Annotated in this window: 23 protein-coding genes and 1 tRNA gene; 14 read left to right on the forward strand and 10 right to left on the reverse strand. The window is 65.2% G+C overall.

Annotated features, from left to right (window positions below):
* Positions 1-64: 64 nt before the first annotated feature.
* Together K368_RS0100820 and K368_RS0100825 are read left to right on the forward strand one after the other, a co-directional pair.
* A tRNA-Glu gene (locus K368_RS0100820) sits at positions 65-140 on the forward strand.
* Positions 141-211: 71 nt separating this feature from the next.
* Positions 212-964 (forward strand): GDSL-type esterase/lipase family protein, encoded by a 753-nt coding sequence (locus K368_RS0100825; protein WP_051439710.1) that lies wholly within the window; start codon positions 212-214, stop codon positions 962-964.
* A 12-nt stretch (positions 965-976) separates the two neighbouring features.
* On the opposite strand, the gene K368_RS0100830 is transcribed toward K368_RS0100825, so the two are convergent.
* Positions 977-2068 (reverse strand): acyltransferase, encoded by a 1092-nt coding sequence (locus tag K368_RS0100830; RefSeq protein WP_081739471.1) that lies wholly within the window; start codon positions 2066-2068, stop codon positions 977-979.
* Between the two features lie 471 nt (positions 2069-2539).
* On the opposite strand from K368_RS0100830, the gene K368_RS26945 reads away from it, so the two are divergent.
* Positions 2540-2701 carry a hypothetical protein gene (locus K368_RS26945; RefSeq protein WP_197030962.1) on the forward strand — a complete coding sequence of 54 codons (162 nt, stop codon included), beginning with the start codon at positions 2540-2542 and terminating at the stop codon, positions 2699-2701.
* Between the two features lie 25 nt (positions 2702-2726).
* Here K368_RS26945 and K368_RS0100840 read toward each other — a convergent pair whose 3' ends face one another.
* Positions 2727-3632 (reverse strand): metallophosphoesterase, encoded by a 906-nt coding sequence (locus K368_RS0100840; protein WP_027170732.1) that lies wholly within the window; start codon positions 3630-3632, stop codon positions 2727-2729.
* A 603-nt stretch (positions 3633-4235) separates the two neighbouring features.
* Between K368_RS0100840 and K368_RS0100845 the strand changes: the two genes are divergently transcribed.
* The 3 genes from K368_RS0100845 to lpxK are packed head-to-tail and all read left to right on the forward strand — an operon-like array spanning position 4236 to position 7320.
* Positions 4236-4988 (forward strand): lysophospholipid acyltransferase family protein, encoded by a 753-nt coding sequence (locus tag K368_RS0100845; protein WP_027170733.1) that lies wholly within the window; start codon positions 4236-4238, stop codon positions 4986-4988.
* Positions 4985-6289, forward strand: a complete 1305-nt coding sequence (locus K368_RS0100850; RefSeq protein ID WP_027170734.1) for a 3-deoxy-D-manno-octulosonic acid transferase — start codon at positions 4985-4987, stop codon at positions 6287-6289. Before K368_RS0100845 ends, K368_RS0100850 begins: the two co-directional genes overlap by 4 nt.
* Positions 6289-7320, forward strand: coding sequence for a tetraacyldisaccharide 4'-kinase (lpxK, locus tag K368_RS0100855; protein ID WP_027170735.1), 1032 nt, complete (start codon positions 6289-6291; stop codon positions 7318-7320). The genes K368_RS0100850 and lpxK overlap by 1 nt, the downstream gene beginning before the upstream one ends.
* Here the strand turns inward: lpxK and K368_RS0100860 are convergent.
* Positions 7265-7489, reverse strand: a complete 225-nt coding sequence (locus tag K368_RS0100860; protein ID WP_027170736.1) for a DUF2093 domain-containing protein — start codon at positions 7487-7489, stop codon at positions 7265-7267. The genes lpxK and K368_RS0100860 overlap by 56 nt on opposite strands.
* Positions 7490-7654: 165 nt before the next feature.
* Between K368_RS0100860 and cdd the strand changes: the two genes are divergently transcribed.
* The 5 genes from cdd to K368_RS0100885 all read left to right on the forward strand — a co-directional run bounded on the left by cdd (position 7655) and on the right by K368_RS0100885 (position 12729).
* The gene (cdd, locus tag K368_RS0100865; RefSeq protein WP_027170737.1) at positions 7655-8092 is read left to right on the forward strand and encodes a cytidine deaminase; all 438 of its coding nucleotides are present in this window, start codon (positions 7655-7657) and stop codon (positions 8090-8092) included.
* Positions 8085-8894, forward strand: a complete 810-nt coding sequence (locus K368_RS0100870; protein WP_027170738.1) for a purine-nucleoside phosphorylase — start codon at positions 8085-8087, stop codon at positions 8892-8894. The genes cdd and K368_RS0100870 overlap by 8 nt, the downstream gene beginning before the upstream one ends.
* Before the next feature lie 9 nt (positions 8895-8903).
* Positions 8904-9650: a deoxyribose-phosphate aldolase gene (gene deoC / locus K368_RS0100875; protein ID WP_027170739.1), complete on the forward strand. Its 747-nt coding sequence runs from the start codon at positions 8904-8906 to the stop codon at positions 9648-9650.
* Entirely contained in the window at positions 9647-10948 is a 1302-nt protein-coding gene (gene deoA, locus K368_RS0100880; protein ID WP_027170740.1) for a thymidine phosphorylase, read from the forward strand. Before deoC ends, deoA begins: the two co-directional genes overlap by 4 nt.
* Positions 10949-11274: 326 nt before the next feature.
* Positions 11275-12729 carry a calcium-binding protein gene (locus K368_RS0100885; RefSeq protein ID WP_155934964.1) on the forward strand — a complete coding sequence of 485 codons (1455 nt, stop codon included), beginning with the start codon at positions 11275-11277 and terminating at the stop codon, positions 12727-12729.
* A 140-nt stretch (positions 12730-12869) separates the two neighbouring features.
* Here K368_RS0100885 and K368_RS0100890 read toward each other — a convergent pair whose 3' ends face one another.
* From K368_RS0100890 to dnaK, 4 genes are all read right to left on the reverse strand, one after another.
* A complete protein-coding gene (locus tag K368_RS0100890; RefSeq protein WP_081739472.1) occupies positions 12870-13229 on the reverse strand; it encodes a hypothetical protein in 360 nt (119 codons plus the stop codon).
* Between the two features lie 113 nt (positions 13230-13342).
* Positions 13343-13978, reverse strand: coding sequence for an rRNA adenine N-6-methyltransferase family protein (locus K368_RS0100895; protein WP_027170743.1), 636 nt, complete (start codon positions 13976-13978; stop codon positions 13343-13345).
* Between the two features lie 184 nt (positions 13979-14162).
* A complete protein-coding gene (dnaJ, locus tag K368_RS0100900; RefSeq protein WP_027170744.1) occupies positions 14163-15326 on the reverse strand; it encodes a molecular chaperone DnaJ in 1164 nt (387 codons plus the stop codon).
* 116 nt (positions 15327-15442) lie between these two features.
* On the reverse strand, positions 15443-17359 hold the full coding sequence (dnaK, locus tag K368_RS0100905; RefSeq protein ID WP_027170745.1) for a molecular chaperone DnaK: 1917 nt from the start codon (positions 17357-17359) through the stop codon (positions 15443-15445).
* A gap of 507 nt (positions 17360-17866) precedes the next feature.
* Between dnaK and K368_RS0100910 the strand changes: the two genes are divergently transcribed.
* The gene (locus K368_RS0100910) at positions 17867-18853 is read left to right on the forward strand and encodes a hypothetical protein (RefSeq protein ID WP_027170746.1); all 987 of its coding nucleotides are present in this window, start codon (positions 17867-17869) and stop codon (positions 18851-18853) included.
* Positions 18854-18874: 21 nt separating this feature from the next.
* Here K368_RS0100910 and K368_RS0100915 read toward each other — a convergent pair whose 3' ends face one another.
* Entirely contained in the window at positions 18875-19471 is a 597-nt protein-coding gene (locus K368_RS0100915; RefSeq protein ID WP_027170747.1) for a YqgE/AlgH family protein, read from the reverse strand.
* 689 nt (positions 19472-20160) lie between these two features.
* Here K368_RS0100915 and K368_RS0100925 point away from each other — a divergent pair.
* A complete protein-coding gene (locus tag K368_RS0100925) occupies positions 20161-20643 on the forward strand; it encodes a peroxiredoxin (protein WP_027170749.1) in 483 nt (160 codons plus the stop codon).
* On the opposite strand, the gene K368_RS0100930 is transcribed toward K368_RS0100925, so the two are convergent.
* On the reverse strand, positions 20630-21499 hold the full coding sequence (locus K368_RS0100930; RefSeq protein WP_027170750.1) for a 3'-5' exonuclease: 870 nt from the start codon (positions 21497-21499) through the stop codon (positions 20630-20632). The genes K368_RS0100925 and K368_RS0100930 overlap by 14 nt on opposite strands.
* Positions 21496-23919 carry an NAD-dependent DNA ligase LigA gene (gene ligA / locus K368_RS0100935; RefSeq protein ID WP_027170751.1) on the reverse strand — a complete coding sequence of 808 codons (2424 nt, stop codon included), beginning with the start codon at positions 23917-23919 and terminating at the stop codon, positions 21496-21498. Before ligA ends, K368_RS0100930 begins: the two co-directional genes overlap by 4 nt.
* 225 nt (positions 23920-24144) lie before the next feature.
* On the opposite strand from ligA, the gene K368_RS0100940 reads away from it, so the two are divergent.
* Positions 24145-25038 carry a protein-methionine-sulfoxide reductase heme-binding subunit MsrQ gene (locus K368_RS0100940; protein ID WP_027170752.1) on the forward strand — a complete coding sequence of 298 codons (894 nt, stop codon included), beginning with the start codon at positions 24145-24147 and terminating at the stop codon, positions 25036-25038.
* Positions 25039-25071: the final 33 nt, after the last annotated feature.

Below are 25071 nucleotides of genomic sequence, written 5' to 3' on the forward strand. Positions count from 1 at the left end.
AAGCGCGCGGGAGGTCTTGCTCCCCCGCCCGACCGTCGCTATACGATCGCCAACCGGCCGGAAAGCTCCCATCGTCTAGCGGTCTAGGACGTCGCCCTCTCACGGCGAAAACAGGGGTTCGATTCCCCTTGGGAGCGCCAGCGGTTCTTTCAAGTCAGTCATCCTGACGAAACAGCCTCGCCCCTTCCCCCGGATCGGCTCGAGGCCGGTGATGTACCGCACCCTTCTCCATTCAATCTTCGGTCTCGCCCTCCTCTGCGCTGCAGGACCGGGGATCGCTTCGCCCGGCTGTCCGGCGCTTGCGCCGCGTCAGCCGATGCCGCTCGAGGCAATCCCCCAGTCGGTATCCGTGGCCGAACTGCGCGAGCGCAGCGCTCCGCTTTCCGCGCAGGTGAGCGGACAGGATCTCAGCGCGAACCGCCTCGTCTTTCTGGGGGATTCCATCACGCAAGGGTGGGACCCCGGCCTCTGGGGCATGTTCTGGGGGGAATGGTCGCCGCTCAATCTGGGGCTCTGGGGCGATCGCACGCAGGATGTGCTCTGGCGCCTCGACCACGGACAATGGCCGCCATCCCTGAAGCCCGATCTCGTGGTGCTCCTGATCGGCACCAACAATGCCGGCACGGGCAGCCGGCCCGAAGACACGGCCCTGGGCATCGCGGAGATCATCCGCGTCCTCCAAGCACGCTCGCCGGACACCCGGATCCTTCTCCTCGGCATCCTGCCACGGGGCGAGGACGCCACGGCGCCGGAGCGCGTGGTGAATGCGCGGGTGAACGAGCTCATCCGCCGCTGCCACGACGACAAGCGCGTGATCTACCTCGATCCCGGACGCGCCATGGTCGATGCAGCGGGCCATCTCTCACCCCAGGTCATGGCCGATCGACTTCACCCGACGAGCCTGGGCTACGCCATTCTCGGGGGCGCCATCGACGCGCGCATCCGTCAGTTGATGAGGCGTTGACCCGATGTGACGTCAGACCGAGGGGACGGTATCGACGCGCCGCCGCTCCCGATACGGCGCATAGAGCCGGAGAATGGCGCGCTGCGAGGGACGCTCGACACCGTAGCAGACGGCGCTCCCCAGGATCGTGACGAGACAGAACGCCGTCAGGATCGCCAGATCGGCGCTGAGCCCCCACCGGACGAGCCCACCGATGAGGAAATAGCCGATCACCTGATGCAGGAGGTAGAGCGAGTAGGAGATCGCTCCGAGGAAGATCAGCACCGGGGACCGCAGGATCGTCAGATATCCCGCCGCGGCGGCCATCACGAGGCCGACGAAGAACGCCGCCTTCAGTGACGATGCCGGCTGGAACCCGTACTCCGGCCAGAAGGAGACGCTTGCCGCCGCGATCGCCAGGAACAGGCTCGCCAGGACCAGGGGCGTGCGCTCGCCGCGATGGAGCTTGTAGCCGAGAGCGCCGGCGGCAAACAGATGGGCGAAGGTGGCGTTGAGGAGGATGGCGCCGCAGCTCGCCGCCGTCCGGCACGCATATACGTTCGTATCGGCCACGAACACGTTGTAGAGCGAGGTCACGACGATCCACGCCAGGAGCACGCGCGTGGTGTGACGGGCCCCGAGCCCGAAATAGGCAGCGGCGAAGAAAGCGTAGAACAGGATTTCCCGCGTCAGCGTCCAATAGGCCGGATCGATGAAGGGCATGTCGGTCAGGCCGTTCGCCATGGTCAGCGAAGCCAGGAAGCCCTGGATCGTCAGATGGAACGGGTTGAACCCGGTGGCGACGATCAGACCGGTGGTGAGCAGGGCGCTGAACCAGAAGGCCGGATAAAGCCTGGCGAAGCGGCTGACGATAAAATCGAGGGCCGTCCGCGACCGCTCGAGCGTCATCGCGATCACGAATCCGCTGATGACGAAGAACAGCGCCACCCCAGCTTGGCCCGATGTGAATCGGAACAGAGGCTGAGTGCCAATCCACCCGATTTCATTGCCGTAAGCGGCCGTGAAGTGGAAGACGACGACGAGGACGGCGGCGATCCCTCGCAAGGCGTCGAGTTCGAGGAGCCTCCCCGGTCGCTCAGGCGATCGCTCGTGGCCTGCCATCATGGTCCGCCCTGGTCGCTCCGGTCATGCCCTGAACGCCGTCCTCGGCTCTCCGTCGCAGACCCTCTGTTTCGGCATGATGGCGTCAGGAGGCGCTTCCACTTCCTTAAAAGTCAGCGATCCTTCGGTGGACTCTCGGGGTACCGTCGCCGTCGACATCGGCGCCGCGTGTCGCGTGTCGGCAGGCACCGGCATGGCTCCTCATTCGAAAGAGCGTCGCCGGCCCGCCCGAGGCTCCTCGCGAGGAAACGTCCGATGGATCGTTGTGCGCCGCACGCGCCGGTCGGTTACCCTTTGAACGGGCGCGGTTTTCAGGACGGACGTCTCGGGCCGGCTCATATGGTCGACGTGCGGCGCAATGACGAATGTTGGCGGGACAAGCAGCCGCTGCCCTTGCGGCTGATGAACGCCCGATTAACACTACCTACTCCGAAAGAACGAATCGACTGATTCGTTGAGGCCGGGAGACACGCCATGTCCCAGACGATTCACGTCAAACCGACCCATGACGGCACCTACACGGTCTATCGCGGGCCGACGGCCCTCGTGAGCGGCCTCACCCGGCTTCAGGCCGAACTGTATCAGGCCAGCATCACCCGTCAGGCGCAGCGCCCCCACGTGGCCTTGACGGCCTGATCCGGCGCGACCCGCGGATGAGGGATCATCGCCGCGTCAACCTCAACACCCGGAGGTCGGCGATCGTCCCGGCCTCCGTCAGGCCGCGTTCCTTGGCCTCGATGACATAACGGTCGTCCGCTCTGGTCACCCCATAGACATGATAGCTCGCACGGCGGTGCAACGCGCCGCCATGCGACACCGCCGAGGCCGAGGGAGCGCCGACCACCGGGACGCTGGTGTCTCCCGGCCCCTCGACGAAGCTGATGCTTCCCACATGGTTGTGTCCGTGCAGGATCAGGTCCGCGCCGGCGCGACCGATCATCGCCGTGAACTTGTCCGCATCCTTCAATTCGCGCCCAGGCGACGCGCCCCCGGGCTGGGGTGGATGGTGGATCATGATCACGCGAAACGGCGGTTCGGGCTCGCGGCCCAAGCCTGTCAGAATTGCCTCGACGGTCTCGATCTGAGGGGGGCCGAGCCGGCCGCTCGCGACGAAGGGCTTCGTCGGAATGGCCGACGACACTCCGATGAGCGCGAGCGGACCGCGCCGCCTGAGATATGGGAACACCCCATCGGTGCCGTCGTCTCCCGAGGTCCATGCATGGCAGGCCTTCAACAGACCTTCGAGCGAACCGCGCACATAGGCGTCGTGATTGCCCGGAACGAAGCTCACCGCGTCTGGGGAGCCGAGCGCTTCGAGGAACACCTTGGCCGTCGACCACTCGCTCGGCAGGCCGATGTTGCACAGGTCCCCCGTGCAGGCGACGTGATCGTGCGGCTGCGTCCGCAGATCGGCCACCAGCGCCGCGAGGATCTCCATGTCGTGGTGCCGGCTGCGCCCGCGCCGCCAGTTCACGTAGCCGGTGGCCCGCTTGCTCAGAAGCTGGCGCAGGCGCGGACGGGCGATGGGGCCGACATGGGGATCGGTGAGGTGAGCGAGGCGGAACATCGGTCTCCGTTTCGAAACAGGAGCCCGCCTTCGTCACTCCCGGCTGCCCCGTCAAGCCTCGATACTTTTCCGGCGAGACTTCGAATTCGGGTTGATGCCATCTGATCTGCGGGACCGTTCACGCCGGTTTCGACACTCACGCCGTCATTCCCTACGATGTTCACACGTCTCGCAGGATGCACCGCCCTGCCCTCCTCCCCACAAGCTACTGGATTCACAAATCTGCTCGAATCCTGTTCGCTCAATCCAAACGGGTTCGACAAAAGGCGCGACGTGCTCCCTCTCCTTCCAGGAGAGGGGACCCGTGCCGCCCGCCAGATGTATGAATGCCGTAGCCCTCGTGGGAAGAGGGACTCGCTCTGCTTGAAGCGCCGTCGCTCCCGCCGCGACGCTCTCACGTATGTGACCATCGGGCGACCGGATTGGACGGGGCGAAGCGGTCCCGGCATGGTTGCGCGGGCAATTCGAACGGCGTTAGACCCAGCGGGACCGGCATGGCTCCCGAGGGGGCGACGGCCGGCGGAGGCGCCGACGAAGCAACCAGGCGTTGACGTCTCGGGCACTGAACGGACGGCCGATTCGGCGGCCCGTGGAATTGAGTGAATGAGCCTTCTCAAACGCGTCGGCCGGTCTCCACCGGTTCAGAACAGCCTCGGCTTTGCCGCCTATCACTACCTGCGCCTCGTGCGCGCCACGAACCGCTTCACGGTGGAACCGGCCGGGCCACACCGGTGGCTCGACGGGCTGTCGCCATTCATCGCCGGGATGTGGCACGGCCAGCATACGATGATCTCGTTCATGCGCCGGCCGCAGGATCGGATCGCCACGATCATCTCGCGCTCGGCGGACGGCAACATCAACACCATCGCCCTCACCCGGATGGGGGTTCGCGTCATCCGGGCCTCCGGCGCTCGTGGCCGCGCCGTGCGGGACATCCGGGCGAAGGGCGGGGCGGAAGGCCTGCGCGCCATGATCCGCGCCCTGAAGGACGGCGAGAGCGTCGCCTTCAGCGCCGATGTGCCCAAGGTGTCGCGCCGATGCGATGTCGGCATCCTCACCCTGGCGCGCTTCTCCGGCCGACCGATCATTCCCGTCGCTGTGGTGACGAGCCGCCACCTGCGCTTCAACAGCTGGGACAAGGCCTGTTTCGGGCTACCCTTTGGCAGGGGCGCCATGGTCTTCGGCGAGCCGGTCCTCGTCCCGCGCGACGTCGAACCCGAGGAACTGGAGCGTTTGCGCCAGCGGCTGGAGCACGAGATGAACCGGGTCCACGATCGCGCCTACACCCTCGTCGGGCGCCTCGACCGGGTCGTCGATCCGGTGGCCGGCTCCCTCGCCCTCGGGCCGTTCGCGTGAAGACTCCCCCCCTCACCCTCGCCCTCCAGGCCTATCGCTACGGGCTCTATGTGGGTGAGCCGGCGGTGGCCGGCCTCCTGGCCTGGCGTTCGCGCAAGGGCAAGGAAGACCCCGGCCGCCTGCCCGAGCGCCGCGGCCTTCCCGGGCGGGCTCGCCCCATCGGTCCCCTGGCCTGGATGCACGGCGCCAGCGTCGGCGAGGTGCTCTCCCTCGTCGGATTGATCGACGGGATGATCGCCCGGGGTTTCAGCGTCCTCGTCACCACGGGGACACGCAGCGCCGCCGAACTGATCGGCCAGCGCCTGCCGGCGGGCGCGGTGCATCAATACATGCCCCTCGACGCGCCGCGCTGGATCGAGCGCTTCATCGACCATTGGCAGCCGGATCTGGCGCTGGTGGCGGAATCCGAGATCTGGCCGAACACGGTCATCGCCCTGCATCAGCGCGGCATCCCCCTCCTCCTCGTCAACGGCCGGATGTCGGAACGCTCGTTCAAGGGCTGGGCGCGCTCGCCGCGCACGGCCGAGGCCCTGCTCTCGCGCATCGCCATCTGCCTCGCGCAGACCAAGGACGATGCCGAGCGCTTCGAACGGCTCGGCGCGCCCCGCGTGAGCGTCGCAGGAAACCTGAAATACGATTCGGCCGTCCCCCCGGCGGACGACCAGCAGCTCGCATATCTGCGCGACGTCGTCGGCGGCCGTCCGGTCTGGGTCGCTGCCAGCACGCATCCGGGCGAGGATGCCATGGTGGCCGAGGCCCACGCGACGCTGAAGGTGAGACTGCCGAACCTCCTGACCGTGGTGGTGCCGCGCCATCCCCAGCGCGGCGGGGAGGTCGCGGAATGCGCCGCCGCCGTCGGCCTGCGGAGCGCCCTGCGCTCGCGCGGCGGCCGCCCCCATGGCGGCGTCGATCTCTACGTCGCCGATACGCTCGGGGAACTGGGCCTGTTCTACCGCCTCGCGCCGCTGGTGTTCCTCGGGGGCTCGATGACGCGGCGCGGGGGCCAGAACCCCATCGAGCCCACCCGCCTCGACGCGGCGATCCTGCACGGGCCGAACGTCCAGAACTTCGCCCAGGTCTATCGCGCCCTCGACGAGGCCGGTGGGGCAATGATGGTGGCGGATGCCGGGGAACTGGCAGCCGCCGTGGGCGACCTCCTCCTCGATAACCCGCGATCCCGCGCCATGGCCGCTGCCGGCAACGCCGCCCTGCGGCCGTTCGAAGGGGCGGTGGAGCGCACCCTCGCGATCCTCGACCCCTTCATCGCCCAGATGAAGCTCACGGCCATGGCCGGCTCCTGATGCGCCCCCCGGCGTTCTGGGATATCCCCGGTCATTCCCTGGGTCGGTTTCTGGCGCCCCTCGGGCATCTCTATGGCTCGCGCGTCGCCGCCCGCATGGACCGCGCGGGCGAGCGGGCGGCATGCCCCGTCGTCTGCATCGGCAACTTCACCCTCGGTGGGGCGGGCAAGACCCCCACCGCCCTCGCGGTGGCGGCGTTGCTGAGGAGGATCGGAGCGGAGCCCGCCTTCCTGACCCGTGGCTATGGCGGGCGTCTGTCCGGCCCTGTGGCGGTGGATCCAACCCGGCACACGTCCCTGGACGTGGGCGACGAACCGCTCCTCCTCGCACGCGGCGCCCGCACGATCCTCGCCCGCGACCGGCCCGAAGGGGCGAGGCTGTGCCGGGCTCTCGGTGCCGATGTGGTGGTGATGGATGACGGGCTCCAGAACCCGAGCCTCGCCAAGGATCTGTCCCTCGCGGTGGTCGATGCCGGCAGCGGCAGCGGCAACGGCCTGGCCTTCCCGGCCGGCCCTCTGCGGGCACCGCTCGCGCGGCAATGGCGCCACGTCCACGGCCTCGTCGTCATCGGCGAGGGCGCCCAGGGCGAAGCATTGGCGGTGGAGGCGGCGTCGCGGGGGCTGCCGGTCCATTGGGGCAGGCTGGTTCCGACAGCGCCGACAGCCGTCGCGGGAAAGCCCGTGCTGGCTTTCGCCGGGATCGGTCGACCGCAGAAATTCTTCGAGACCCTGGCTGAAGCCGGAGCGAGCGTCATCGAGACCCGGACCTTTCCGGATCACCATCCCTATCGTGCAGCGGATCTCGCCGGCCTCGCGGCATGGGCCGATGCCCTGGGCGCGATGCTGGTGACGACGGAGAAGGACATGGTGCGCCTGCCGGCGGATTTCGCGGCCGGAGTTACGGCACTTGGCGTGACCCTTCGGTTCGACGACGAGCGGAGCCTCCTCGCCCAGCTGAGCCGGGCGGGCGAGGCGTTCAGCCCGGCGACCGTCCCAGTTCGGCCAGACGCTTCATCACCGCCTCGGGCGTGATGTAGGCCTCCTGCCGCTCGGCGCTCCAGTAGCGCAGGCTGTCGAGGGCGATCGGCTCGCCGGTCACCGCGCAGCGCACGAAACTGCCTGGCTTCACGATGCGCATGGTGCCGTCGCCATACTCCACCGTCGCCTCGCCGGAGGCCTTGCGTTCGAACCGACCCAGCATGTCTCGCCCGCTTCCCAACTCAGACCATCGGAGGATCGTTCTAGGATCGTGACGGCGCCATGTCGATGACGTTCGATGGTGCTCGAGAGGGCGTCCGATGGCGCTCGACAGGGGGGTCGCGTTCCTGTTCTAACAGTCGTCGAATCCTCCCACCGGACCGATGCGATGACGGACACGATCAGCGCGGATCTCGCGGCCCTGTTCGAGGCGGCCGGCGCGGCTAAGTCCCTGGCCTACGCGCCTTATTCGCACTTTCCCGTCGGCGCCGCCCTGAGGGACGAGCACGGCCGCCTGCACGCCGGCTGCAATGTCGAGAACGCCGCCTACCCCGTCGGCACCTGCGCCGAGGCAGGCGCCATCGCCGCGATGATCGCAGCCGGCGGACGCGCCATCGCCACCCTCCTCATCATCGGCAACGGCCCAGTTCTGGTGACGCCATGCGGCGCCTGCCGCCAGCGCATCAGGGAGTTCGCCGAACCCGGAACTCCGATCTACATCGCAGGACCGGAAGGCATCCGCAGCAGTTTCACCTTGGAGGCGCTGCTCCCCGAGTCCTTCGGCCCCGACAATCTGCACCGCGAGAATCCGTGCGCCGATGTTTGACGCCGCCATTTCCCTCGCCGCCGAATTCGTTCGGAGCCGTGGTTTCGACGGTCCCTACAATGCCGCGATCGTTACCGGCACGGGCCTCGGACTCGTCGCCGGAAAGCTCGAAGACCGCCTCTCCCTTGCTTACTCCGCAATCCCGGGCTTTCCCTCCCCTGGCGTGACCGGTCATGGCGGCACCCTCCATGATGGGCGACTCGCCGGGCGGCGGGTGCTGGTCTTCGAAGGGCGAATTCACGCCTACGAGACCGGCGACGCGGCCGTCATGAAGGTGCCCCTGGGCGTCGCCAAGGCGCTCGAAGCTCCGCTCCTTCTCCTTACCAATGCGGCCGGATCGATGCTGCCACAGGCAGGGCCGGGCAGCCTCGTGGCCATTACCGACCACATCAACCTTTCAGGCCTCAATCCGCTGATCGGCGAAACGGGCGATGGCCGCTTCGCCCCCATGGTCGGAGCCTACGATGCGGTGGCGCGCAGGATTCTCTACGAGGCCGCGAGCTCTTGTGCGATTCCGCTGCATGAGGGCGTCTATGCGTGGTTCTCAGGCCCAAGCTTCGAGACTCCGGCCGAGATCCGCATGGCGAAGCGCCTTGGCGCCGACCTCGTTGGCATGTCGACAGTGCCGGAGGTGATCCTGGCGCGGTTCTTCGGACTAAGGGTCGCGGCGATCTCGGTGGTCACAAACCTCGCTGCTGGAATCGGAGACGGCGATCCGCATCACGGCGAGACCAAGCGTGCAGCCGCTGCTGCCGCGTTCGACCTCACCCGTCTCATCGACGCGTTCGTCGCACGGCTGTAGGACATGGGCATGATCGTCGATCCCCATCATCCGGACACTGCCATTGCCCGGCGCGCCCTGCCCCTCCTCGATCTCACCGATCTTGGCGATGCCTGCTCGGATCAGGCTATCGACACACTCTGCGGCAAGGCCCGCGCGAGCCGAGTCGCCGCGGTCTGTGTCTGGCCCCAGCATATCCACCGATGCGCGGAGCTACTGGCTGGAAGTCCCGTCCGCATTGCTACGGTGATCAATTTCCCCGTCGGCGGCACGGATATCGAGCGCGCGGTCGAAGATACCGCCGAGGCTTTGGACGACGGAGCGCATGAGATCGACCTCGTCATGCCCTATCGTGCGTTCCTCGCTGGCGACGCGAGGATCGCGGCAGGGATGATCGAGGCTGTGCGGGAGATCGCCGGGCGCGCGATCCTTAAGGTGATCCTCGAATCCGGAACCATGCCGGAGAGGGGCCAAATCACGCGGGCGAGCCGTCTCGCCATCGCAGCGGGAGCGGATTTCCTCAAGACCTCCACGGGCAAGAGCGCCGTCTCAGCAACGCCGGAAGCCGCCGAAGCGATGCTCGCCGCCATCCGGGAAAGCGGGCGACCTGTCGGATTCAAGGTCTCGGGGGGATTACGAACCGTGGCCGATGCCGGCCTGTATCTCGCTATAGCCGACAGGATCATGGGACAGGGCTGGGTCGAACCGAAGACCTTCCGCATCGGGGCGAGCAGCCTGTGCGATGCTCTGACCGCCAGCCTAGGTGGTCATGCATGATGCTGCCGCAGGAGCTGATCCGGGCCAAGCGGGACGGACGCGTCCTTACGGATGCCGAGATCGCCGACTTCGTTTGCGGACTAAGCGACGGGCGGGTGACCGAGGGGCAGGCCGCCGCCTTTGCCATGGCAGTGTTCTTCCGCGGCATGTCGCTGCCCGAGCGCGTGGCCCTGACGCGGGCGATGACCCATTCGGGAACGGTGCTCGATTGGGATTTGCCCGGCCCCGTCCTCGACAAGCACTCGACCGGGGGCGTCGGCGATACGGTGAGTCTCGCCCTGGCGCCGATGGTCGCCGCCTGCGGTGGTTACGTGCCGATGATCTCCGGCCGGGGCCTCGGCCATACCGGCGGCACCCTCGACAAGCTCGCGAGCATTCCCGGCTACGACGCCACGCCCGGTCTCGACCGTTTCCGAACCGTAACCCGCTCCATCGGTTGCGCCATCATCGGACAGACGGCCGATCTCGCCCCGGCGGATCGGCGCCTCTACGCCATCCGCGACGTGACCGGCACGGTGGAATCCCTCGACCTGATCACGGCGTCTATCCTCTCGAAGAAGCTCGCGGCCGGTCTCGGCGGCCTGGTGATGGATGTGAAGACCGGCTCCGGCGCCTTCATGGCGGGGACCGACGAGGCGCGGGCTTTGGCTGAGAGCATCGTCGCCGTTGCCAACCGTGCCGGCCTGAAGACCGTCGCGCTCATCACCGATATGGACGCGCCTCTTGCCTCCGCCGCGGGCAACGCCCTCGAAGTGGCCTATGCCGTGGATTACCTCACCGGTCGCTCCGGTGAACCAGCCTTCCACGCCGTCACCGTGGCGCTCTGCGCCGAGATGCTGGTGCTGGGCGGTCTCGCCGCGGACATCGCCGCTGCGGCGCGAAGGATCGAAGACGCCCGCGATTCCGGACGGGCTGCCGAGATCTTCGGGCGCATGGTATCCGCATTGGGTGGCCCTGCCGATTTCATCGAGAAGGCCGACCGGTATCGCCCCGTCGCACCGGTGATCCGGGCGGTGAGATCTCTCACGACGGGCGTCGTATCGCAAATCGAGACCCGCGCGATCGGGCTCGCCGTCATCGCGCTGGGCGGCGGGCGTACCCGCCCCCAGGACGACATCGACCCGGCGGTGGGTTTCTCGGCTCTGGCCCGTCCGGGGGATGCCACCGACTTACTCGGCATCGTCCATGCCCGCACCGAAAGCCAGGCCGATGCCGCCGAAGCGACCTTGCGGGCCGCCTACCGGCTCGCGCCCGACATCCCTCTGCCGCGACCTGACATCATCCAGCGGATCGCCTGACGGGCACGGTAGCCGGTACGCACAGGGGAACGACGCCGCGCGTCCATTCCAGGAATCGGCCGGCATCACCGACTGATGCTGCGGTGGGGACCGGCATTAACGCGCGTGTCCAATGCAAAATACCGCTAACCGTGGGAGCAGCAGATTGCTCGATACCCACCTCACCTGTTGGAAAAAGGCGTAGTCCAGACGAGCCGAACACCTAAACTTAAGGAGTCTTGTGTGATGTTGAGCCTACTCAATCTGAGCCAAGACGTACAAGCCCTACGCGATGATACTAGCACTACAAGAACGTGACTGGGCGTTCGGTTAAAGGATATAGAGTGATGACTGCTGTTGGCTTCTCGTTTAATAGTTTTTACGATATAGAATTTCCTGTTTCTATTAGTAATAATCCTTTAGATATTTACGGAGATCGAAGCAAAATTTATAGCTTGGGGCCTGATGCCGAGGGCCGTTTCGTTATGAATGAGGGCTGGGGCATTACCAGTGACGGTTCGATGTTCCGGGATGCCCAGCGCAGTCTCGGCATGGACCTCACGCCAGCGCCGATCACCGCGGCGAGTTACGGCATGTACGCGGACTTCGCGGACAATACGGGCCGGGTGAACCTAACTGGAGGCGCCTTCGGCGATTACCTTTTTGGCGGCTCTGGAAACGACCTCCTCGAAGGCGGCAAGGGCATCAATTGGATATCCGGGGGCGCTGGTGTCGATACCGTGAGCTACGAGCATGGCGACGACTCGGTAACGGTCAACTTGTCGCGTTCCGAAGCTAGCAATCTCGATGCGACCATAAGCGAATCCTTTTCTGGCATCGAGAATGTCCGTGGTTCGGACCATGACGACACGATCACCGGCAATTCCCGCAACAACGTCATCGAAGGCGGCTCCGGCGCGGACATCATCAGTGGTGGGGGCGGCAACGACACGGCGAGCTATGCCCATTCCGGCGCTGGAGTGACGATCGACCTCGGTGATTCGATACAATTCGGCTCCCTCGGCGATGGGGCGGGCGACAGACTCAGCGGCATCGTCAACCTCCTCGGCAGCGCCTTCGACGATAGCCTGACAGGCGACGGCAGCGACAACACCCTTAACGGCAATGGCGGCGCTGACGCTCTCATGGGCTTTGGTGGCGACGACCGCCTCGTGATCGGCGCGACGCCGAGCAACATCGACGGCGGGGAGGGAACCGATCTGCTTTTTGTCCAGGGCAGCGAGGAGAGCGGCATCATTGCGCTCTCCGACGCAAGTGTCATCGACATCGAGAAGACTTACGTCCGCAACGGCACCTTCCTCGACATGTCGGCTGTGGGCGGCGACGAAGACCTGACGGGTTCGGTTATCGTCTCCCAAAGCACGGTCGGTCATTCCATCCTAATCGTGGGTAGCCAGGACGCCGACCGCATATCCGGCGGCAAAGGAAGCGACGGCCTCGCGGGTGGTGCAGGGGACGACCGGATAGTGGCCGGTTCGGGCGACAATTCGATCTTCGGCGGCTCCGGGAGCGACAAGCTCTTCGGCGGCATCGGTATCGACACCTTCGTCTTCGAGGCGGATTCGGGCCGGGACAATGTCTATCGGTTCACCGTCGGGACCGACCTGATCGACGTCTCGGACTTTGTCGAGAACCGTGACGACATCACCATCACCGACCTGAACAATGGGAACGTTCTCGTCACCTTCGTCGGCGACACCGACCCGACGCACAAGATCATCGTGCACGACGTCCTCGCCGCCGCACTGACCGATGCGAGCTTCATCATCGGCGGAGTGTGACGTGGGTGCGAGGATGAATAGGGATCTTTTTTCATGGAGCAGATGCGAAGACGATCCCCTCTACCGCTAGCCATTGGATGAATTGCGACGGTAGGCCAAAGAAGGAGGCCCCGACGGACGACACCGCCGGGACCTTTTGACTAAAAGCGGTAGTAGCCGCCGTGGCGGTGCCCGTGATGATGATGGTGGTGGCCCCACCCGTGATGGCGCGGACGCCATCCGTGATGACCATGACCGCCCCAGCCGTACCCCCGGTGCCCTCCCCAGCCATGCCGGTGGTGGCCACCCCAGCCATGGTGCCGGCGATGGTGGTGGTGGTGGTGACCGCCCCAGCCGTACTGGACCGGAACGATGCCCGTCTGCGCCGGATCAGCCAGGGCAACAGCCGGAGCAAGCGGTGCCGCCTGAACGATACCCGGCACGATGCCGATCACGCCAAAAGCGAGTGCCGCGGCTGCGAGCCACCCTCTCGTCCGATGTGCGAATGCGCGAAACGCCATGTCAGCCTCCGTCGATTGCGACGCCGGGGCGATCCCGACGCTGTGATCGGACAGTAGGGGCGATGGGCTGAACCGTGGATGAGCCGCGTCTTCAGGTGACGTTCGGCTGTCCCTCAGGGACGACGGTAGACCCAGACCCGCGCCGGCGGGAGGTTGAGCCATACCCGGCTCGATCGACTGGCCGTATAGCTACCAGCATTGCAGCGCTCGGGGATGGGAGGAACCACCGCATAGGTGAACTGCACGAAGGGGGAGCCCGGATGCATGAGCGTATGCGTGGCGTTCAGGAGATCGAGGCGTTGTTCCAGTGGCTTCGTAAATAGAGGCAGGCTGGAAACGGTGGCGGCGGCCTTCTCGGTGAGAAGTTCGCCAATGGTCTCGCGGATATTGTAGGCGTCGCCGCGCAGGATCGTGGCGCGTGGAAATCGCTTCTGCAGCAGCTTGCAGAAATCCGGATTGTACTCGACCAGGACGAGCCGCTCCTGCTCGATGCCACGGCGTATCAGGGCCTCGGTGACGGGACCGGTACCGGGACCGAGCTCGATGACGGGGCCGGGTACGCGGGGGTCGACGTAGGACGCCATCATGCGGGCAAGCATCTTGCCGGATGGCGTTACCGAGCCCGTGACGAGGGGCCGCTCGAACCATGACCGCAGAAAACGCGCCTCATCTTCCAGCGGCTCCCGCCGTTCACGGACCGAACCGGTGGCGGCATAGGTTTTAGCGCTGGGTCGATGGAGCGGCGGCAAGATCCAATGTCCTCAGATCACGCATGGGAAGTTAAGGCTAGACGACGAAAGCCAGGGCCCGTCAAGGTCGAAGCTCGGCAGAGGACGGTACCAGCGCATCGTGCTGTTGGCGACGATGCAGCGCCGCCACAGCCAAGACGAGGGCCAAGCCGTTTCGATCCGCCATCCCTCACATCACGAACCGTCACGACCGCGCGACGCCACTCAAACCATCAAAAAAATCGCGGACCTTGGAGAAAAACCCTGCACTTTCAGGATGGTTCTCGTCCGAGGCCGTACTGGTAAATTCTTGGAGTAGTTCGCGTTGGCGCTTCGACAGGTTCTGCGGTGTCTCGACGAAAACCTGAATATAGAGATCGCCGACATCGCGGGACCGTAGGACCGGCATTCCCTTGCCCTTGATCCGGAACTGCTTGGCCGTCTGCGTGCCCGCGGGAATACGGACCTCGGTCTGCGACCCATCGATGACCGGCACAGTGATCTCCCCCGACAGGGCGGCAGTGACCATTGAGATCGGCACCCGGCAAAATAGATCGGCACCATCCCGCTGAAAGAAAGTGTGCGGCTTGATCGAGAGGAAGACGTAGAGGTCGCCGGCAGGGCCGCCGCGCAGGCCCGTCTCGCCCTCGCCGGCCAGACGAATGCGCAGACCGTCATCAACCCCGGCCGGGACGTTGATGGAGAGCGTGCGCTCCCGTGTCACACGACCCGCGCCGGAGCAATTGCCGCACGGATTGTCGATGATCTCACCGCGTCCGTGACAGGCCGGACAAGTGCGCTCGATGGCAAAGAAACCTTGCGCCGCCCGCACGCGGCCGTAGCCACCGCAGGTTTGGCAGGGCTTGGGCTTGGAACCGGCCTTCGCACCGCTGCCGGAGCAGACCTCGCAGGTGACTGCGGTCGCCATTGTGATGGTTTCGGTCTTGCCAGCGAACGCATCCTCAAGGGAGATTTCAAGGTTGTAGCGTAGGTCGGCGCCGCGCTCGCGAGTCGCGCCACCGCGACCTCCGCGCGCACCACCCGCCGCAGCGCCGCCTCGTCCATCACCGAAAAAATTGTCGAAGATGTCCGACATGAAGTCACCGAACTCGTTGCCGAATCCGGGACCACCCGCTCCGCCTTGCTGGAAGGCGGCATGGCCGAATCGGTCATAAGCCGCACGCTTCTGCCCATCGGTAAGCGTCTGGTACGCCTCGTTAATTTCCTTGAACTTGAGTTCCGCTTCCGCATTCCCTGGATTGCGATCGGGGTGATAAGTCATAGCCAGCTTGCGGAAGGCGACCTTCATCTCGCCGTCGGTCGCGGTCTTTGAGACCCCAAGAATCTCGTAGTAGTCCCGCTTCGACATTCCCCGTCCTCAAAAGTCCCTGGCGGATCGCACTGATCGTCTCGGGATCACGCCATTGTCGCCGACCAGACATGATGCGGGGCCGGATCACTCCAGCCCCGCATGCAGCGTGGGCCTTATGCCCGCTTCTTCTGGTCCTTGTCATCGACTTCTTGGAAGTCGGCGTCGATGACGTCGTCTTTCTTGGGCTCCTGGCCGTCGGCGCCCTCGGCCCCGCCTTCGGAAGTCTGGCTGGCGGCATACATCGCCTCACCGAGCTTCATCGACGACTGCATCAGGTCCGTGGTGCGAGACTTGATGACCTCGACATCGTCACCCTCAAGGGCCGTGCGAAGGGCGGTCATGGCGGTTTCGATCGCGCCCTTGTCATCGGCCGTGACCTTGTCGCCATACTCCTTCACCGACTTCTCGGTGGCGTGGATCAGGCTCTCACCCTGGTTCTTTACCTCGACTAATTCACGACGCTTCTTATCCGCCTCGGCATTGGCCTCGGCATCCTTCACCATCCGGTCGATATCGGCATCCGAGAGGCCACCCGAGGCCTGGATTCGGATTTGGTGCTCCTTGTTCGTCGCCTTGTCCTTGGCCGTCACATTGACGATGCCGTTGGCATCGATGTCGAAGGTCACCTCGATCTGCGGCATGCCACGCGGGGCCGGCGGGATACCCATCAGGTCGAATTGACCGAGCATCTTGTTGTCGGCCGCCATTTCACGCTCACCCTGGAAGACCCGGATGGTGACCGCGTTCTGGTTGTCCTCGGCTGTCGAGAAGGTCTGGCTCTTCTTCGTCGGGATGGTGGTATTGCGGTCGATGAGGCGGGTGAATACACCGCCCAAGGTCTCGATACCGAGCGAGAGCGGGGTCACATCGAGGAGCAGCACGTCTTTCACGTCGCCCTGGAGTACGCCGGCCTGGACCGCCGCGCCGATGGCCACGACCTCATCCGGGTTGACGCCCTTGTGGGGTTCCTTACCGAAGAAGGACTTCACCACTTCCTGGATCTTCGGCATGCGGATCATGCCGCCGACCAGAACCACCTCGTCGATCTCGGAAGCCGAAACGCCGGCATCCTTGAGCGCCTTGCGGCAGGGCTCGATGGTGCGCTGGACGAGGTCGTCCACGAGGCTCTCGAACTTGGCGCGAGAGAGCTTCAGCGCCAAGTGCTTCGGCCCCGTCGCATCGGCCGTGATGTAGGGCAGGTTGATCTCGGTCTGCGTCGCCGAGGACAGCTCGATCTTCGCCTTCTCGGCGGCCTCCTTGAGGCGCTGGAGGGCGAGCTTGTCCTTAGTCAAGTCGATGCCCTGCTCCTTCTTGAACTCGGAGGTCAGGTACTCGACGACACGGTTGTCGAAATCCTCGCCGCCGAGGAAGGTGTCGCCGTTAGTGGACTTCACCTCAAAGACGCCGTCACCGATCTCCAATATCGACACGTCGAAGGTGCCGCCGCCGAGATCGTAGACTGCGATCGTACCGGTCTTCTTCTTGTCGAGGCCGTAGGCCAGAGCGGCCGCCGTCGGCTCGTTGATGATGCGCAGCACTTCGAGGCCGGCGATCTTGCCAGCGTCTTTGGTGGCCTGACGCTGAGCATCGTTGAAGTAGGCGGGGACCGTGATAACGGCCTGCGTCACCGGCTGGCCGAGATGCGCCTCAGCGGTCTCCTTCATCTTCTGAAGCGTGAAGGCCGAAATCTGCGAGGGGGAATACTTCTTGCCGTCGGCCTCGACCCAGGCATCACCGTTATCGCCGCGAACGATCTTGTAGGGCACGAGACCCTTGTCCTTCTGCGTCATCGGGTCGTCGTAGGTGCGGCCCACGAGACGCTTGATGGCGAAGAACGTGTGTTCAGGATTGGTGACCGCCTGGCGCTTGGCCGGCTGGCCGACGAGACGCTCGCCGTCGTCGAGGAAAGCGACGATGGACGGCGTGGTGCGCGCGCCTTCCGCATTTTCGATGACCTTGGGCTGCGTGCCTTCCATGACGGCCACGCAGGAATTGGTGGTGCCCAGATCGATGCCGATTACTTTACCCATGGCGGGATCCCTCTCATGTCATTTGGTCAAGCAGACCGCCGAGCCCCGAAGCGGCCCGGCCCATGGCGGTGAAGAACGAAAGATTGTGAGAGCGGAATTCGAACCAGCCAAAGCGCCTGAAACGCGCTCATCCAGGTCTTAATCCCGCGTCCCGCCGGATATAAGAAGGGTGATGCGGGGCCGCAAGGCGACACGCTCCGAACTGCCACGCCCCCCTATCTCCATTACGGATCAGGACGTTCGTACAGGGGATGACCGATTTTTAGCGGCATGGACCCAAAAAATGTTGCAGGGACGCCACGTCCGCGCCATCGATCGCGTGCTAGTCTCGATGATGGAAGACCGGCTTCCGGGCCGTCAATGCGGAGCGGAATCGGTCTGCCGTCGTAAGCGTCAGCCCCATATGTGACCCCGGGTTTCGAAATAGCTGATGCAAGAACGAGAGCCCGTCGCTCCTTTACCGTCTACCGGTCCGGTGCTGCGAGCTTCAGAGGCATGAAAGACCTGATGCGTCCATCCCGAGCCTTCCGTTTGCTCCCCTCTCTCCTCGTACTACCCCTCGTCGCCCTCCCGGCTAACGAAGCTAGCGCGCAGAACTTCTTCGAGGAGCTGTTCGGCATCGGCAAGGCGGCCAAGCCTCCTGTGCCGCCCCGTGGAGTACCTCCAGCCGGGGCGCCTCAGCCGGGGACACTGCTGCCGCCGGGCACGGCGGGAGAAACGGCATCGGAGGCTCCGAAGGCCGCTCCCGCTCCCCTGCGCCCCGTCGTTCTCAAGACGCCGAGCGATGACAACATTCTCGGCCAGGAACTCATGCTGAACGGCCTGACCGGCAGCCTCAAGATCGACAGAGCCGGCGGCGCGGCAACGGCGCGGATCACGCTGCCCGGCACCAAGGTTTCGCAGCCGAACGAGACCTGCAAGGTTCCGCTCTCGGGCGGATCGCCGATCTCCCTTTCCTCAGAGGGACGCCCTCAGGGCGTGGCGCGCTACGAGATCGCGGGCGGTGAATGCCCGCTCCGGTTCGAGATCCTGGAAGGCAGCGTGCTGGTGACGCCGCTGGGCAGCAACCGAGTCTGCAGTTTCGCAGCCGCCGATTGCGCCACCACTCCGGTCGGCCTGTGGGGGCCCGCTGCCGCGACGCTGATCCCTCGCTCCGCCGAATTCGATTCCGGACGAGGCGTCGCCGACAAGGCGGTGCGCGACAATTTTAAGGTGATGACCCAGCGTGCCCGCGGGCAGGACGTCCGCACTATCGTCACCGAACAGGCGGCTTTCTCTTCAGACCGGGAGCAGACTTGCCGGACCTACGCTCGCGAGGGCGCCCACGGCTTCTGCAACGTGCGCTTCACCGAAGCCCGAGCCCTTTCCCTCGCGGCGAGGCTTGGTGCCAATACGAGCACACCGACGGCGAGCACGACGCCCAGGCCGCGCAAGGCGAAGCCGGCAGTAGAAGGGATGAACCCTGACGGCGACGGTTCACCGTTCGGAGAGTGATGCGAGCCGAGCCTATGCCGTTCAAGCCCGGCCTGCGCTGGAGGACAGCATCGCCGGGTCGATGCCATTGCTGCGCAGGGTCCGCTCGTATTTCGTCTCAAGCGCGGCATTGAAGATCATCTCCGGGTCTGCCGGGCAGTTGAGCCAGCCATTGGCAAGAATCTCGCTCTCAAGCTGCCCTGCCTGCCATCCGGCATAGCCGAGAGCCAGCACTGCGCTGGCCGGCCCCGCTCCATTCGCGATGGCTCGCAGAATTTCCACTGTCGCCGTCAGGCAGATCCCGTCATCGATAATGAGTGTCGATTGGTCGATGTGGAAGTCGTCGGTGTGAAGCACGAAGCCGCGCTTGGCATCTACTGGACCGCCCATGAGCACCGGAATGTGGCCGACCTTCTCGCGCAGGCGGATCGCGTCGTCCTCACTTGCGATGTCCAATTGGACCAAGAGGTCGGGCATGTTCAGGTCGCTGGCTGGCTTGTTCAGGATGATCCCCATCGCCCCATCGGCTGAATGGGCACAAAGATAGATCACCGACCTTGCAAAGCGCTCGTCCGTGAGGCCGGGCATTGCCACCAGGAACTGACCGTCGAGATAGGCGGAAACCGGATCATATCGCATCGCATCATGCTACCTGGGCCAAATGGCTTGTCCAGCGGGGATGCTATCCGGTCCCTCGGGATGATAAGAACGGCGACCTTACTCTCACCGCTCAGGCGACGGGAAGTGAGGAATTTTTCTCAGGGCCTTCCGAGGTTCCTGAGTTTCGATGGTTCAAGCATCGAAGCGGGTCCGGTGGTCCTTAGCCTTGTGGCATGCTCAGGGTTCCCGATGAGCGATAGCCGGGCAGAATCGAAACTCAGGTGACAGATGCCTTTCCGGATTGGCATCGACCCGACGATCGTCGTTCCCCGCTTTGTGAACACGGCGAGGAACAGTCCCCACGAAGCCTAAACCGGCGGCGTCGAGCGGACTACGTCATCTCACTTCTTCATCCCTTCTCGGCCTTCCCTGGGCTTGAGGAACTGGAACGGCTTTTCGCATCCCGCTTCTGACATCGACTCGGCGAAGCTGTGCGCCGTATCCTCCCCCTTCTCGTTGGATACGGTCGCGATCCGTCGCTGGAATGTGGACGGGGCCGGCCTCCCCGAGGGCCGCCTCGACACGCTCATGGGCACAGGCTAGACCCTTCTCGCCCATAGAAGGGCCATCATGGTGCCGTTGGCCCATGGGCTCGCGCACCACGTGGTGTCAGAATCGGTCCACAAGACCGGGCATGGGCTCCAGGCGATCCGAGGAGACGACGACGGATGACGATCCAGGTTGGCGACCACCTTCCCCAGGTGACATTTCGTGTGAGCGGCGCCGGGGGCCCCGAGGCGAAGACCACCGACGACATCTTCAAGGGGCGCCGCATCGCTCTGATTGGCGTGCCCGGCGCGTTCACGCCGAGCTGTCACCGCAACCACCTCCCCGGCTTCGTCGAGAAGCAGGAAGAGATCAAGGCACGCGGCGTCGATGCCGTGGCCGTCACCTCGGTCAACGACGTGTTCGTGCTCGAAGCCTGGCAGAAGGCCAGCAACGCTGATGGGATCGAGTTTCTCGCCGACGGCAATGCCGAGTTCGCCAAGGCCATCGGCCTGGACATGGACGGGGCCGGCTTCGGCCTCGGGCCGCGCTCGAAGCGCTACTCCATGCTGGTGGATGACGGCGTCGTACGTGTTCTCAACGTCGAGGAATCCCCGGCCAAGACCGAAATTTCAGGCGTCGACGCCCTGCTCAAGGTGATTTAAACGCCTCGGGTGCACGAGGCCGCAACATAGTGGCCTCGTCGAACATCCGGCTGAGGGCGACCACGTCCGCGTGGTTGCCGGACACGAGATCGGTGATATCGCCGACGAGAAGTGCCTTGGCGTGGCGACAGGCGACGCCGTAGCGTCCCGCCATACAGGTGCAGCGAAGGCGCGGGCCGCCCGGGTGATCCTCCACGGTCACTGCGTAGAGATTACCGCGGCTCCCACGTACGGAAAACCGCATCGCCGCGCTCTGCGGGCCGGGCGCCTCGAACGAGCGCGTTTCCCGCTCGGCATAACCGGCCGGCAGCCGCGTGATCGGCAGGTGGATTGCCCTCGCCAGGGCAGAAATGTCGGGCGTGCCATGCTCCCTCGCCGCCGCCAGGGCGATCTCCGCGCAAGCGTAGGCGTCCTCGCCCGCATCGTGATGCTCGAAACGGATGCCAAGCCGGGCGGCGACCTTGCCAAGGCCGCATCCCTCCGGTGCGGGAAAGACCTTCCGGGCGATCTGGAGGGTGCAGAGCGAAGCGAAGGCCGGAACGGTCATGCCATAGGCGTGGAGCGAGGCGCGGAGCACGCCCATGTCGAAGCCAGCATTGTGAGCGAGAACCAGCCCGGACGAGAGATCCGGCAGAAACTCCGCCATCACCTCCGGGAATTCTGGTTTCTGGCGGACATCCGCCGGCAGGATGCCGTGCACACGAATGTTGCCGGGCGAGAAGCGTACTTCACGGGGGCGGATCAACCGGGATTCACGCCGTACCACCGCCCCGCACTCTATCCAGGCGAGGCCGACCGCGCAGGCGCTGTCGCGCCGCTCGTTGGCCGTCTCGAAATCGATAGCGAGCGTCGTCACGCCGTCTCTACCATGGTGAGCCAATCCTCCTCGCTCACCACCTTGACCCCGTGCTTCTCGGCATCCTTAAGTTTGGAGCCCGCTCCCGGCCCGGCGACGACGAGATCGGTCTTGGCCGAAACCGAGCCCGAGACCTTGGCGCCGAGTCGCTCGGCTGTTGCCTTGGCCTCGCTACGGGTCATGCGCTCCAGAGAGCCGGTGAAGACCACGGTCTTTCCAGCGAAAGCAGTCGCCGTGGCAGACGCTGCCATCGGCTCGGTCTTTACCTCATCGAGGAGCGCATGGACCGCATCGGCATTGTGCGGTTCGGCAAAGAACGCGATGAGAGAATCTGTCGCCACGGGGCCAATCTCGCCATCGTCAGCGAAGACCCGGTAGGGATCCCCGGGACGCTGATTACGGGCTCGGGCGACGGCCGCTCCCACTGCGGCCTCGTCGCCGTAATGGGCGATCAGGTTCACCCGCTGCGCCGTGGTCGGACGCCGGCCCGTCGCGGCCTCACCGCCTTCCGCCTCGCCCGGGAAGCCGCATTCGAGCAACCGGTCCCGAGTCGTCGGTCCGACCCTCGGCACCGCCGAGAGTTCGAGCCAATCCGGTCCAGCCTGAGCGGCAGCAGCGGCGGCGATGGCCTGCATCAGGCCGGGCATATCCAGAAAGCGTTTGGCGAGTGCCTTGGCGGTGGACTCGCCGATATGGCGGATGCCTAGAGCGAATAGGAACCGGTTGAGGGGCAGTCTGCGGCGCTCATCGATGGAGGCCAAGAGGTTCTTGATCGCCTTGTCCTCGTCGTCACCCTTCTTCTTCGCCTTCTTCGGCGGCGGTTCACCCTCGGCGCGGCGCTCGGCCGAAAGCGCTTCGCGGCGAGCGACGATGGCCTCCTTCAGCGATGCGAACTCAAGGCGGAACAGGTCGGCGGGCTGTTTGATGAGGCCGGCCTCGAACAACACCTCGATGTAGGTCTGGCCGAAGCCTTCGAGATCGAAGGCGTTGCGCGAGACGAAATGTTTCAGGCGCTCTAGCCCCTGCGCGGGGCAAATGAGACCACCGGTGCAGCGGCGTATCGCGTCTCGCTGACCAGTACGCGGATTGACCTCGCGGACGGCGCGGCTGCCGCAGGCGGGACAGCGCTCTGGGAAGACGTAAGGTTTCGCATCAGCCAGCCGCCTGGCGAGATCGACATCCATTACCTTCGGGATCACGTCGCCAGCGCGCTGGACGATGACCGTATCACCGACGCGAATATCGCGGCCGTCACGGATCGGCTCACCGTCGCCGCCTACGCCCTGGACGTAGCCCTCATTATGGAGCGTTGCGTTCGAGACGACGACGCCCCCCACCGTCACCGGCTTCAAGCGCGCCAAAGGATTCAGCGACCCGGTCCGGCCGACATTGATCTCGATGGCCTCCAGAATCGTGAAGGCCTTCTGTGCGGCAAACTTATGCGCCAGCGCCCAGCGCGGGCTGCGCGAGACGAAGCCGAGGCGACGCTGAAGTGCCAGATCGTCGACCTTGTAGACTATGCCGTCGATGTCGTAGCCGAGGCCGCTGCGATCCTCCTCAATGGTACGGTAATGCGTCAGCATGGCCTCAACGTCAGGGCAGAGCACCGTGCGGTCATTCACCGCGAATCCCCAGGAAGCGAAGGCCGCGATCATCCCGTGCTGCGTCGCCTCCGGCATCGCCGACATCTCGCCCCAGGCATAGGCAAAGAATTTCAACGGCCGCGAGCGGGTGATCTGGGAATCGAGCTGGCGCAGGGACCCGGCCGCCGCATTGCGCGGATTGGCGAAGAGCGCCTTTCCCGCGGCTTCCTGACGGGCGTTGATGGCGGCGAAATCCGCGTGCGACAGATAGACCTCGCCGCGCACTTCGCAGATCTCCGGCCAGTCAGTCCCCGCCAGCGTCTCCGGGATGCCCGAAACGGTTCGGGCATTGGCGGTCACATCCTCGCCGACCTCGCCGTCGCCGCGCGTAGCCGCCGTGACAAGCTTACCCTCCACATAGCGTAGGGAGAGGGACAAGCCGTCGATCTTCGGCTCGGCGGTGAAGGCGAGCGGCTCATCGGGCAGGTTGAGGAAGCGACGGACCCGGGCCACGAAATCGTGGACCTCTTCGTCTGCGAAGGCATTGCCCAGCGACAGCATCGGCACCGCGTGCCGGACCTTGGCGAATTTCTCAGAAGCCTGCGCGCCCACGGAAGCGCTCGCCTGTCCGGTGCCGGCGAGATCCGGGAAGCGGGTCTCAATGGTCTCGAGGCGACGTCGGAGGGCGTCGTACTCCGCATCCGTGATCTCGGGCGCATCCTCTCCGTGATAGAGCCCGTCCGCCTCAGCGATCTGTTCGGACAAAGCGGCGTGCTCGGCGCGAGCCTCCTCGGCGCTCATGGCATCGATCGGGTCGGGCAAGGCGGATGCTGACATGAACACGATTCACGGCTTTGGCTGGGGCATCGCGGGGTTTATCACATCCGGACACGGCGACGGGAGGCCCCGCGGATGCGCCGCAGCGGCACGGCGGAGAGGTAACCTTCTGTCGACGGCATGCGAATGGAGGAGGCGGTCTCGCGCGAACGTGTGACCGAGCCACCCCCTATCCTCCCCACGTTCGCCTATCTGAGGGCGAAGACTTTTCGCTGACGGATCTTCATGCCGGCCAAACCTGCTCTCTCCGCACCCTGGCGCGATCGCGCCGGCCGCGTCTCGGGCCTGAAACTCGCGACATTCCTGTTCGCACTAGCGCCAGGGCTCTGGCTCGCCGCTGCCTATGGGTTCGACGCCCTCGGGCCGAAGCCGATCACCGCCCTTATTCACGGGACGGGAGAATGGGCCGTGCGATTCCTGCTGCTTTCACTGGCGGTGACGCCGCTGCGCCGGGTCGCGAACTATCCGAAACTGATCCTGGTCCGGCGCATGCTCGGGCTGACCGTCCTCGCCTATGGCGTCGTCCATCTCGGCCTCTACATCGTCGACCAGAATTTCATCCTGTCGAAGGTAGTGAGCGAGATCGTCTCGCGGTTCTACCTCACCATCGGCTTCGTGGCCCTTGTCGGCCTCGCCATGTTGGGGATCACCTCCACGGACGGGATGATCCGCCGTCTCGGCAAGGCCTGGCCGCGCCTGCACAAGGCCGTCTATGCCATCGCAGTGCTCGGCCTGTTCCACTACTTCCTTCAGGCCAAGATCGACGTGTCGGCGCCGGTCTACTGGACCGGCCTGTTCCTTCTGCTGATGGGATGGCGGGCAATGCAGCGCTACCGTCTTCCAATGAACGCGATCACCCTGCTCGGCCTCGCCATCGCGGCGGCGCTCGTGACTGCGCTGGTGGAAGCGGCGTGGTACGGGTTCAAGAGCGGCGTGCCGGCTAGCGCGGTGCTCGGAGCCAACCTCGAGTTCTATGATGGCCTGCGTCCGGCCTGGTGGGTGCTCGTCACCGGCATCGCTCTGCCGCTGCTGAACATCATGCGTCCGGCCATGAATGGCGGCGGAAAGGGTAGACCCGCCCCTCACCGGTCCGCGCAGGAAGCGGTCCAGGCGAGCTGAGCGCTTGCGACAGGCCAATCCCTCACGCACAAG

This window comes from Methylobacterium sp. 10 (assembly GCF_000519085.1).
GTDB lineage: Bacteria > Pseudomonadota > Alphaproteobacteria > Rhizobiales > Beijerinckiaceae > Methylobacterium.